The organism is uncultured Maricaulis sp., from assembly GCF_963975345.1.
Taxonomy (GTDB): Bacteria; Pseudomonadota; Alphaproteobacteria; order Caulobacterales; family Maricaulaceae; genus Maricaulis.
In genome coordinates this window covers 97,627-110,338 of record NZ_CAXBGE010000010.1, presented here as the reverse complement: position 1 = coordinate 110,338, position 12,712 = coordinate 97,627, and the positions used below count along the sequence as shown (strand labels likewise).

Genomic DNA, 12,712 nt, shown 5'->3' with positions numbered 1-12,712 from the left:
CGATCAGGCCTGGTCGGCGGCACCGCTGCCGGGCTCCGGTTTGCGGATCGGGATTGAGAAGCTGAATTTAGCGCCTTCACCTTCCGCCGATTCGACCCAGATCCGACCGTCATGCCGCTCGATGGCCTGGCGTACAATGGCGAGACCGATGCCGGTGCCACTATATTCCTCGCGCGAGTGCAGGCGCTGGAAGGGCGCAAAAATCTTGTCGAAAAATTTCGGATCAATGCCGATGCCATTGTCGGCGATCGAGAACGTCCAGGTCCCCGCATCGGACCGAACCGCGATTTCAATCCGGGGCAGTTCAGTGCCACGATATTTGAGCGCATTGCTGATCAGATTCTGCACCACTTGTCGCATCAGCAGCGGATCGGCACACACGCTCGGCAAGTCGCCGATATCCAGCTGCGCCCCACATTCGGCAATCGAGGTGCCGAGCTGGTCGATCACGTCGTTGGTCAAGGCCCGCAGGTCGACAGGTTGCAGTTGAAGCGGCTGACTCGACATGCGCGAATAGCTCAGCAAGTCGTCGATCAGGCGCTGCATGCGTTGAGCGGCATCGACGAGATAGTCGAGGCTGCGGGCGCCCTCTTCGTCGATCTGCGAGGCATAGCGCCGCCGGACCAGGCCGGCGAAGGCTGAGACCTTGCGGAGCGGTTCCTGAAGATCATGGCTGGCAACGGTGGCGAAGCGGTCGAGCTCCGCATTGGTGCGCTCAAGCTGGGCGTAGGCGGCCCGCAGCGGTGTGACATCGGTTACAACCGCGTAGCTGAGCAGCGGTTGACCCGTCTCATCGCGTTCGAGGAAGGATGACAGCAAGACGTCGAGCTTGGTTCCGTCCTTGCGGACAAACCGATAGGGGATGTCCATATTTCGGCCGACGCGGAATAGGTCCGGCAGGGATTTCTCAATCGCCCGTTGGCGGGATTCCGCGTCAAGGAAGTCAGTTGATTTTCGCCCTATTACCTCTTCGCGCTCATATCCCAGATGGGAAAGCCAGTAATCGCTGACGTCGCGTATCGCTCCATCGGCATCAATGGTGTGCATCATCGCCGGCGTGGCCCGGAAGATGGCCTCAAAGCGCTGACGTTCTTCGAACAGGGCGTCATTGAGCCGCTTCTGTGAGTCGATATTCCAGAGCACGCCGCTGATGGAAAGGGGGCGTCCGTCCTCATCGCGTTCCACGACTCGGCCCGTCACCTGATACCAGGCCCAGCCCGCGTTGCAGGTCTGCATGCGATAGCTGATGTCGGCGAGCAGTTGCGTGCCGCGGAACATGGCTGACGTTGTCCCGGTGACCAGCTGTAGTTCGTCCGGGTGGACCTTCTTGAGCCAGTCGCTGGCTGAAACCCGCACTTCGGCGGGCGTGGCGAACAATTCCTCGGCGACATTCCCGCGCAGCCATAGCTGACCGTTGCTGACATCAATCCGGAAGAGACCCAGGGAGGTCGCCGTGATTGCATCGGTCAATTGATCTTCGCGTTCCTGCAGGCGTTTGCCGGTTTCCAGCCTTTCCGTGACATCCGATAGGAAGCCGGTCGCGATCAGGGGGTTGCCCTGCGGATCGCGCCCGCTGACGCGGCCGCGGCTGTGGATATAGATCCAGCCTGCCTTGTGGGAGTTAAATCGGACGGTGTAATCTACCGTGTCTACCACGCCTGAATCGAGTTTCGCGAAGGCCGCCTCGGCGATGGGGCGGTCGTCGGAATGAATGCGCGATACCAGCTCGTCGCGGGCAATGCGGGCATCGCGAGGCGGCAGGCCGATCATTTCACTGATCACTGCCGTGACGTCGGATATCCGGGTTTTCAGATTGATCCGCCAGGCGCCTTCGTTTGTCGCTTGCAGGGCATCGCGGAACTGCAAATCCCGGTCGGCCAGTTCAGCCTCAAGCCGTTTTTCCTCGGTGATATTGGAATGCGTGCCCGCAGCGCGCAGAGGCTTGCCCTCTTCATCCCATTCAATGACCCGGCCCCGGCTGCGCACCCAGACGATTTCGCCATTGCGGTCCATGATGCGGAAATCGAATACGCTGACGATGCTGGCATTCTCACCGGGCAAGGGTGCTTGCCTCAGCTTGGCAAGCCGTTCAAAGCCGAGCTGACGATCCTCGGGCGGGCGCATTTCCAGCCAAGTGGCGATGGGGATTTCGTCGTTGGTCTTCCCGGACGGTGTCAACTCGGCCAGGAAGCCTGAAATCCGGACGGTTTCGTGGGCAATATCGATGCTCCAAGCCCCATCCTTGACCGATTCCAGCGCTTCGCGGACCAGCTGCTCGCTGCGGGCGAGGCGCACCGCAAGTGCTTTCTGTTCCGAGATATCGATCAGCACGCCCGCCATGATCGGGCGGTCGCCATCCTGATTGATCAGCTGGCCGCGAGACCGCAACCAGACCCATTCTTCCGACCGGGTATCGCGCAGCCTGTATTCGACATCAACGTCAGACGTTTCCCCACGCATCAAGGCTTCGGTCGCTGTGATGACAGTATCCTGCTCATCAGGATGGATCCTCGCGAGCCAAAGCTCCATATCGATTTTTTCGGGCGCAGTGGGAATGCCGAGCATGGCGCGGATTGTGCCGATGGCCAGGATGCCGGGAGAAGTCGGATCGATCTCCCAAATGCCACACGAGCCAGCCGCAATGGCGTTTTCCAGCTGCTGTTCGCGCCCGGCGAGCCTGATTTCCAGCTCCCGCCGCTCGGTGACGTCGGCGATGACGCCGGAAATTCGCAGCGGTTTGCCTTCGCGGTCGAACTCGCTGATCCGCCCGCGTGTTTGTAACCAGCGCCAAACACCGTCAGCGCGTTGGGCACGGTAGACGGTGTCAAGCTTCATCGTTGGGCGTTTCACGAGCAGGTTGAGGGCGCGATGAAAGCCGGCCCGATCAGCCTCGTGCAGGGCTTCGCTCCAGCGGACGAGGCTGATGGTGGCATCGGTCGCCCTGATGCCGAGGAATTCATTGATAAAGCCCCGCGTCGAGCCCAATCCGGACGCCAGGTTGAGCGAGAATGTTCCCTCATTGGCCGAGGACAACGCCACCCGGAGCTGCACGTCGCTGGCCTCCAGCTTGGCGGACAGGCTTAGTTCTGCAGTGACATCGCGGACAATACAGACAAAGCCGGTGCGTTGGCCGGTGGAGGAAAGGATCGGGCTGGCGATGGTCTCACCATCGAATGTACGCCCGGACTTCGTGCGGTATCGCGTCGTGTAGGACCGGGTATCGTCAGGCGAGCTGTGATTGAAATGGGTTTCGCCGAGCCGGTCAAAGTCGCGTGGGTCCGAGTAAAGCAGCTGCGCGGTGGCGCCGGTGAGGGCGGCCTGAGGGTAGCCGAATAGCCGCTCGGCTGCCGGGTTGGTCGACACCAGTTCGCGTTGGGTATTCGTCACAATCACCGCCATCGGTGAATTCTGGTAAAGTGTCCGCAGCATGTCCTTGGGGGCATTCATCATTTTGGTTTCTGCCTGCGTCCGATGGCCAGAATCGGGTCGTCCGGGGGGCGAGCTTGCCCCAGTCAGCGCGCTTAGTCAGCAGACATGTCTCATGCCTCAGAGCCGAATCGGCTTTGATGGCCCGGTTTTACGGGCCCCCATCAAATCATGCAGGCGGTGACATGGAGTTGCTGACTGCGCCGGTTTACGGTTTCTGGCCGGAATGGCAACCAAGTGCATTTGATATGACCGCAGTAGCGGGTGATGCTCGCGCTGGTCTTACGCGGTATCGGCGATATGCTTCGCGGCCCCAATTCCGTGTGTGAGGAGTTTGATTTTGTTGCAGAGCGGAAAGAAACCGGCTGATACGTCGCCGATCCTGCAGGTGGACAATCTGGACATCCGCTTCGCAACGCCCGATGGCGAAGTGAATGCCGTCCGGGGGATTTCGCTTGAGATCGCAGCCGGCGAATGTCTCGCTGTCGTTGGCGAATCCGGATCCGGCAAGAGCCAGACCTTCCTCGCGGCGATGGGCCTTTTGGCCTCGAACGGTCGCGCCACCGGTTCGATCCGCTATCGTGGCGAAGAGATTTTGGGCCTGGCGCCGAACAAGCTCAATCGCGTGCGCGGCCGCAAGATGACGATGATCTTCCAGGACCCGCTGACCTCACTGACCCCGCATATGCGGATCGGCGACCAGATGCGCGAAGTGCTGGGTATCCACCTCAAAATGCACGGCAAGAAAGCCGAGCAGCGGGCACTGGAATGGCTGAACCGGGTCCGAATTCCCGAGGCACAGCGCCGGCTGAGCCAGTATCCGCACGAATTGTCCGGCGGCATGCGCCAGCGCGTCATGATCGCGATGTCGATGCTGTGCGAGCCTGATCTGCTGATTTGCGACGAGCCGACCACAGCGCTCGACGTCACGGTCCAGGCCGAGGTGCTCGACATTATGGACGAGCTCAAGCGCGATACCGGTGCGGCGCTCGCCTTCGTCACTCATGATATGGGCGTGGTGGCACGGATGGCCGACCGGGTCGAAGTGATGCGCCACGGCGAATATGTCGAAGGCGGTGTTTGCGAAGATATCTTTGCCAATCCGAAACACGAATACACCCGCATGCTGCTGGACGCGATGCCGCGCATCGACGCGCCAGACCGGCCGGGTCATGTCCAGCTCAAGCCCGTGGCCGATCAGCAAGGCGCTGAGCCGCTGCTGAGCGTCGATGATATCAAGGTCCAGTTCCCGATCCGCGTCAGTGGCGGCTTGCGCCCGACCTACAAGGTGTTGCGGGCCGTCGACGGCGTGAGTTTTGATCTGAAACCGGGCGAGACGCTGGGCGTGGTGGGCGAATCCGGTTGCGGGAAGTCGACCCTGGCCCGTGCCGTACTGCGCCTCGTGCCGGCCCAGCAGGGCGCTGTCACCTGGATCGGTCGTGACCTTCTTGGCCTCAACCGCCAGGACATGCGCAAGTCGCGCGAGGACCTTCAGATCGTGTTCCAGGACCCGATGGCCTCGCTCGATCCACGCATGACGATTGGTGCGTCGATCGCCGAGCCGATGCAGACCTTCCGCAAGAAAATGAACCGCGATGAGCGCCAGGATGAAGTGCGCAAGATCATGGATCGGGTCGGTCTCGAGCGGAATATGATCAATCGTTATCCGCACGAATTGTCCGGCGGTCAGAACCAGCGCGTCGGCATTGCCCGCGCCATGATTCTCAATCCGAAACTGGTGATTTGTGACGAGGCCGTCTCGGCGCTCGACGTTTCGATCCAGGCCCAGATTGTTGAATTGCTGATCAAGCTGCAACAGGATCTCGACCTGTCGATGATCTTCATCTCGCATGATCTGTCCGTGGTGCGCGAGATTTCACACCGGGTGATGGTGCTCTATCTCGGGCGGATCGTCGAAATGGCGGATCGCGACCAGATCTATGAGGATCCACGTCACCCCTATACCCAGGCGCTGATTTCAGCGGTGCCGGTGCCCGACCCGCTGATCGAGAAGAACCGCAAGCGGCTGAAGCTTGACGGCGAATTGCCGTCGCCAATGGATACGCGGGCGCAATTGCGCTTCATGCGGTCGAAACTGATCGACGACCCTGATGCCGAGCAATATCAGCCGCAATTGATCGAGGTCGAGCCGGGTCATTGGGTCGCCGAGCACGACCCGTTCGAACAGCTGACGGGCTGATGCGAGGCGGCCTTACCTTCAATTAAATCGACTGGGCCGCACCGCTCGTTATGGTGCCGATCCAATCAAACCAGGAATGGTGAACAATATGACGGTCAAAGCCCTTATCAGGATTGCACTTCTGCCACTGTTGACGGGGCTCTTGCTCGCGGGCTGTCAGCCGGCGGATCAATCCGTAGAGGCGGTTTGGCCGCAGGATGTCAGCGATCTGCCAGCCGATCCTGCGGTCCGTTACGGCCAGCTGGATAACGGCCTGCGCTACGCCATTCTGGTCAATCAGACACCGCCCAATGTCGCTTCGGTGCGGATGGTGTTCAATATGGGCTCGCTCGGTGAAAACGATGAACAGCGCGGCATCGCGCACTTCATCGAACACATGGCGTTCAACGGCTCGACCCATGTCGCCGAGGGCGAGATGGTGCCGCTGCTCGAGCGTCATGGCCTGCAATTCGGCCCCGATACCAATGCCTTCACGGGCCGGGACACGGTCGGCTACCAGCTCGACCTACCCGAGGTTGACGAGGAATCGATCGATACGGCGCTGTTCCTGATGCGCGAAACCGCCAGCGAGCTGCTGCTCGACCCCGAGGCGATTGACCGCGAGCGCGGCGTCGTCCTCTCAGAAGAACGCTTCCGCAATACCGCGATCCGGCGCTGGGGCTCGGCGCTGCAATATTTCCAGCTGCCTGGCACGCTGGTCCCTGAGCGCGACCCCATCGGCACGATCGAAACACTTGAGACGGCGCAGCGCGACCAGTTTGTCGATTATTACGCGAATTTCTACGTGCCGCAGCGTGGCATGATCGTGGTGGTCGGCTCGGTGGATCCCGATGCCATTGAAGCCAAAATCCACGAAGTCTTCGGCGACTGGCAGCCGCGTGAGGATGCCCGTCCGGACCCGGATCTCGGCTCGGTGCTGGCGACGCGGCCCTTCTCGGTCGGGTATTTCAACGACCCTGAAGTCTACACGATCTTCACCGTCAACACGATCAAGCCCTACCAGGCGCGCCCCGATACCACCGAGAATCGCTTCAGTGACAATCTGGCGAATTTCGGCGACGCCATCTTGTCCCGCCGCCTGCGGACCATCGTCAATTCAGGCGTTTCGCCGCTCCTGCAGGCCGGTGCCAGCCATACGTCCAATTATGAATTGTCGGACGAGGCGAGCGTGATCGCCGTCGCGACGCCGGATCGCTGGCAAGAGGCCGTGGGCGTGATCGAACAGGAATTGCGCCGCGCGACCGAATACGGCTTCACCCAGGGTGAACTCGATGAGCAGATCGCCAATTTCCGCACCAGCCTGCAAAGTTCGGCCGATCAGGCTGCAACACGGGAGAGCGCTGATCTATCGGATGCGATCTGGTCCAGCTGGCGCGGCGACCAAGTGTACACAACGCCAGCCTCCAGCCTGGCCCGGTTTGAAGCCAGCGTTGATCGCGTCACACTCGATGCGGTCAATGCGGCCTGGCGCGAACAATGGAGCGGGGCCGAGCCTTTGCTCTTCCTGGCAACCTCCGAGCAAATTCCTGATCCCGAGGCGACGATTCGCGCGGTCTGGGATGCGAGTGCTGCCGAGCCCGTCGCGGCGCCCGAAGATACCGGCGCGCAGAGCTTCGCCTATACCGATTTCGGCCCCGCCGGCACGGTCGCCGAGCGGACGGAGATCGAAGATCTCGGCCTGGTGCGTTTGCGCTTCGAGAATGGCGTCGCCGTGACGCTGAAGCAGACCGATTTCTCCGACCAGAGCGTTCTCGTCCGGGTCCAGTTCGGACGCGGTGAACTGGAACCCCGGCCGGTGCCCGTCGTCGACAGCATGGCGAGTTCCGTCTTCACGGCCTCCGGGCTTGGTGCCCATAGTGCCGACGATCTCGCCCGCGTCCTCGCGGGCCGTTCAGTCGGGATCAGTTTCGGGGTTGCCGACGATAATTTCAGCTTCTCGGCCGCCACGACACCAGTAGATTTCGCGGTGCAGATGGACGTGATTGCCGCCTTCATGACCGATCCAGGCTGGCGTGCGGAAGGCTTGGCACAATATCGCGGCCAGGCTCCGGAAATTCGGCGCAATCTCTACTCCTCACCAACCGGCATCCTGCAGGCGGAAGTCGCACGCATGCTACATGGCGGCGATGTGCGATATGGCTTTCCCGACGCGGAAGAGGTGGCCGGTGTTGATATCGCTGCCATGCAGGCCTTTCTCAGCCCGGCCCTGGAAAACGCACCGATCGAGATTACGATTGTCGGCGATATTTCCGAGGAAGACGCGACGGCGGCAATCGCTGCGACCTTCGGTGCCTTGCCGGCGCGTGCCGCCAGCTGGCCGGATTATGATGAGGCGCGCAATATCCACTTCCCCGCTCCGACGACCGAGCCGGTGACCCTGCGCCATAACGGGCCTGACTATCAGGCGATGGCGAATGTGTACTGGCCGACCTTCGATGACAGCGATGCACATCGCACCCGTTCGCTCTCCCTGCTGCGGGCGGTGTTCGATCTCAAGCTGACCGAGCGCCTGCGCGAGGCCGAAGGCTTCACTTATTCGGCCTTCAACAACTCGACCAATTCTGACGTTTATCCCGATTACGGCTACCTCTGGGTCGGGGTTGATGTCCGGGTCGAGAATGTCGCGGCGACCTATGCCGCCATCGACGAACTGGCAGCCGGAATGGCGGCTGGTGACATCACCGACGATGAGGTGCTGCGCGCTCGCCGGCCACTGCTCGAACAGGTCGAGGACGCGTTCGAGAGCAATGGTGCCTGGTTGAACTGGCTGTCGCAATCCTGGTCCAAGCCCGAGCGGCTCGACCGGATCCGCGGCCTGACAGCGGATTATCAAAGCATAACCCGCGATGAGCTGGTGGACATGGCCGCGACCTATCTGCGCCCGCAAGCCAGCTGGCGGGTGACGATTTTGCCGCGCGAGACCGAATAAACTTGGCCGCGCACGCACTTACCGATCGGGCCTGAAGGCCCGGAATGGAGACTGGAAATGAAACTTGCCCTGTTGACTACTGCAGCCCTCGCTTTGACGCTTGCGGCCTGCTCGAATGGAAGTTCTGACGTCAGCGATACGTCGTCGACCGAAGCTCCTGCCACCAGCGAAACAAGCGCTGCGCCAGACGCCGCAACGCCGGCGGCGCCAGTCGTGGACACCGCCGAACGGGCCATCGTGGCTGAGGCTCGTACCTGCGTCGGTGCGGCTGATACGGCCATTCTGGTCGGCGATGCCCCGGCAGACGGCAATCAAGATGCCGAGGTTAATGCCGCCGCTGCGACCGCCTATCTCGACGCGGTCCGGGCCGAGCCTTGCGTGTTTGAATTGCCGTCAGGCCTGCTGTTTCGGATCCGCCAACCCGTCAATGCGGGCATTTCGCCGGTCTCGGGCGATCTCGTTACGGTCCATTATCGCGGCATGTTCACCTATGGCGGCGAGTTTGACTCGTCCTACGCCCGCGGCGAACCGGCGACTTTCCCCTCCGATCGTCTGATCGCCGGCTGGGTCGAAGCCCTGCCACTGATGCGGGTCGGTGAAGCGTGGGATTTGTTCATCGCGCCGGACCTGGCCTACGGCAGCCGTGGCACGCCGGGCGGTCCGATTGGCCCCGACGAGGCGCTTGTCTTCCAGCTTGAACTGATCGACGTCCCAGGCGGGCGCTAGCGGGCAAGACGCAGGTTTGCGAGATCGCCGGCGATCATTTCAAAGGCATCTCGCAAGGCCGAGGATGACGGCGAGTCGAAATACATGCTCGGGCTGGACGCGCAAGATTCCATCATGTTCCGGGTTGAGTTGGAATTGACCTGGAAGGTGATCGTGTAAACGCGGATGCCTTGCGATTTGGCATAGGCGCAGGCCGCGGCGGTGCGCTCGTCGAGGGCGCCGCTGAGACGATTGCTGCTCGACGTTCGGATGCCCAACCGGTTGTCATTGATATAGCCATAGGCTTCATAGCGAGACATGAAGGCAGTGTTCTGGCCGTTGAGGACGTTCTGGCCGTCGGTCAAAATCACCATCGCCTTCAGCACATCCCGATCATCATATGAAACGCCTTCGGTGAAGGGCATTTGCGGTGACAACACACGCACGCCCCAGCTGACACCATTGGCGATATTGGTATTGCCGCTGGCTTCCATGTCAGAAATCGCGCTGTCGACGCGCGAGCGCGTCTCGGTGAGGGGTGTGATTGGCGTCACTGTGCAGGCGGCATTGGCTCCGTTGAAGTCAGGTCGGGCATTGTCGTATTTCACCAGGTTTTGCATGCGCTCGATAATTCCGCCGCCGCTGTTACCTAACAGGCTGTCATCAAGATAATTGTTCGAATAGTTTGAGATATCCGGCTCATCGGGTGCGAAGTAGGGCACGAAAAGTGTCTCCGGCCGACTGGTATTCGGAGGCGTGTCGTCGATATCCATTGGCAGGGATCGCGCTTCAACGCAGCCGCCCCAGTTGGTATATTGCAACGTGTCAAACAGGTCCCAATGATTGGGATGGATCGATGTGGTTGTACAGACGGTGCTTCCGCTGCCGCTGCTGCCACCATCATCGTCGTCGTCGTCGTCGTCGTCGTCGTCATCGTCATCATCATTGTTGTGGCCACGCCCACGCCCACGCCCGCGCCCACCCGAAACGATGGTTTCGACCACGGTGCAGGTCTCACCTACGAAGTCGCCACCGGCCCATTGGGCGTGGATTGGCGAGATCGCATCGGGGTCGAGCCACCAGTCGCGCGCGTAGCCGGTACCGACGTTCACGGTCGCGGCGAAGGGAACCAGGCCGATCTTGACGTCATCAGGATCGTTAGCGCCTTCGAACAATATCTCCGACAGAAGATGGGCCGCATCGCGCAGACCGCTGATTTTCGAGCCCCGCATCGAGCCGGTATTGTCGAGCACCATCGCCAACTCGATACGTTGACGGGCCCGTTGGGCGACGCTTTCCCAGTGAACATCGATCGACTGAATGCCGGCCAAGCCGAGCATGGTCGTCCGAACCTTGGCCGTGCCGCGCACGGTGACGCTGTCGGTCTCCGGATCGACCGTGACCGAGACACTGGTGATATCGCCCAGCTCGCGTTCCGGATAATTGGCATTGATGAAGCCATTGGCGATTTCCAGCGCGTCTGCATCGCTGATCGAGGAATTGACGCCGACGGCGAGGGCGGCCGCGTCGAGTGCCTGGGCCAGGCGACTGCGGGCATTCATCGCCGTGCTGAGATCAACCGAACCTCCAGCCAGCAGCGTGACCGGGGCGAGTGCCAGAGCGAAAATCACCGCGACATTGCCGCTTCGATTTGCTGCGAACCCAATGATCTTCTTTATAAAACTGGCCATAAACATAAGCGGCTACCACCATCCATTCGCTAAAACTCTAGCGGTTCGGAGTTAAAGTGACGTTAGATTGTTTGGTTAACAAACTGCAGCTATCTCGATATGAGCGAGCAGGCGCGATTACTGGCAATCATTTCAAAGGCACCGCGCAGATCGGCGGCGAAGAAATGCCTGTCGAAGGCGGCACTAACGCGAAAGGCGCAAATTGGCCAGATCGCCAGCGATCATCTCGAAGGCATCGCGCAGCGCAGAAGATGAGGGCGAGTCGAAATACAGGCTTGGACTGGTTGCGCAGGCCTGCATCAGATTTCGGGTCGAGCTCGAATTGACCTGGAAGGTGATCGTGTAAACGCGGATCCCCTGCGCCTTGGCATAGGCGCAGGCCGCCGCGGTGCGGGCATCGAGCGCGGCGGCGAGCAGACTATTGTTTGATGTGCGCACACCGAGCCGATTATCGCTGATATAACCGTAGGCCTCGTAACGCGACATGAAATCATTGCCCTGACCCGACAATACATTCTCGCCATCGGTCAGGATCACCATCGCCTTCAGCACCGTGCGGTCAGAATAGGCAACGCCCTCGGTGAAGGGCATTTGTGGCGACAGAACGCGCACGCCCCAGCTGATGCCGTTGGCGATATTGGTATTGCCGCTGGCTTCCATCGCAGAGATCGCTGTGTCGACCCGTGGGCGCGATGTTGTCAGCGGTGTGATTGGCGTCACCGTGCAGGCCGCATTCGGCCCGTTAAAACCGGGTTGGGCGTCGTCATACTTCAACAAATTGCGCAATCGGTTGAGAATGCTCCCAAGCACACCGCTCAATAGGTCGTCACTCAGATAGCTGTTGGAATACCCGGAAAGATCCGGCTCGTCGGGTGCAAAATAGGGGGTGAACAGGGTTTCGGGCCGGCCGATCGAGGGGGCGGTGTCGTCGATATCCATTGGCAAAGCCCGCGCCTCGACACAGCCGCCCCAACTTGTGTTGCGCAAATCGTCGAACAAATCCCAGTGATTGGGGTGGATGGTCGTGGTCGTACAGCGTCGCTTATTGCCACGCCCGGTGCAGACTTCGGTTGATTGGTCGCCACCCGCCCACTGGGCATGGATCGGCGCGGTCGCATCGGGGTCCAGCCACCAATCGCGCGCGAAGCCGGTCCCGACATTGACCGTCGCAGCGAAGGGCACAAGGCCGATCTTGACGTCGCCAGGGTCATTGGCGCCTTCGAACAGAATTTCCGATAGCAGGTGCGCCGCGTCTCGCAGGCCCCTGATTTTAGACCCACCCATCGAACCGGTGTTGTCGAGCACCATCGCCAGCTCGATACGCTGGCGGGCCCGTTGGGCCACGCTTTCCCAATGCACGGTGATCGTCGGGATGCCGACCAGGCCGAGCATGGTGGTGCGCACTTCGGCCGCGCCGCGCACCGTAACGCTGTCGGTAACCGGATCGACCGTCACGCTGACACTGGTGATCGTGCCCAGTTCGCGTTCGGGATAATTGGCATTGATGAAGCCATTGGCGATCACCAGCGCATCGGCGTTGGAAATCGAGGAGTTGACCCCCACTGCCAGCGCCGCCGCGTCGAGTGCCTGGGCCAGCCGGCTGCGGGCATTCATCGCCGCGCTGAGATCAACCGATCCGCCCGCGAGCAAGGTCACCGGCATTAGAGACAGGGCAAAAATAAGCGCGACATTGCCACGGCGATTGTTCGCGAAACCGGACAGAATTGTGAGGAAGCGGGTCAGGCACATGCAGGGGCACCA

Annotated in this window: 6 protein-coding genes; 3 read left to right on the top strand and 3 right to left on the bottom strand. The window is 61.0% G+C overall.

Annotated features, from left to right (window positions below; all coding sequences use genetic code 11):
* Positions 1–3: 3 nt before the first annotated feature.
* Entirely contained in the window at positions 4–3,450 is a 3,447-nt protein-coding gene (locus tag AAC029_RS11965; protein ID WP_339748041.1) for a PAS domain-containing protein, read from the bottom strand.
* Positions 3,451–3,766: 316 nt separating this feature from the next.
* On the opposite strand from AAC029_RS11965, the gene AAC029_RS11960 reads away from it, so the two are divergent.
* From AAC029_RS11960 to AAC029_RS11950, 3 genes are all read left to right on the top strand, one after another.
* Complete coding sequence (locus AAC029_RS11960) at positions 3,767–5,626, top strand: ABC transporter ATP-binding protein (RefSeq protein WP_339748039.1); 1,860 nt, start codon at positions 3,767–3,769, stop codon at positions 5,624–5,626.
* Between the two features lie 88 nt (positions 5,627–5,714).
* The gene (locus AAC029_RS11955; RefSeq protein WP_339748036.1) at positions 5,715–8,555 is read left to right on the top strand and encodes an insulinase family protein; all 2,841 of its coding nucleotides are present in this window, start codon (positions 5,715–5,717) and stop codon (positions 8,553–8,555) included.
* Between the two features lie 57 nt (positions 8,556–8,612).
* On the top strand, positions 8,613–9,281 hold the full coding sequence (locus AAC029_RS11950; protein WP_339748033.1) for an FKBP-type peptidyl-prolyl cis-trans isomerase: 669 nt from the start codon (positions 8,613–8,615) through the stop codon (positions 9,279–9,281).
* Here AAC029_RS11950 and AAC029_RS11945 read toward each other — a convergent pair.
* Both AAC029_RS11945 and AAC029_RS11940 read right to left on the bottom strand, forming a co-directional pair.
* Positions 9,278–10,951: a pilus assembly protein TadG-related protein gene (locus AAC029_RS11945; protein ID WP_339748030.1), complete on the bottom strand. Its 1,674-nt coding sequence runs from the start codon at positions 10,949–10,951 to the stop codon at positions 9,278–9,280. The two genes, AAC029_RS11950 and AAC029_RS11945, sit on opposite strands and share 4 nt — an antisense overlap.
* A 183-nt stretch (positions 10,952–11,134) precedes the next feature.
* A complete protein-coding gene (locus AAC029_RS11940; RefSeq protein WP_339748027.1) occupies positions 11,135–12,700 on the bottom strand; it encodes a pilus assembly protein TadG-related protein in 1,566 nt (521 codons plus the stop codon).
* Between the last annotated feature and the right edge of the window lie 12 nt (positions 12,701–12,712).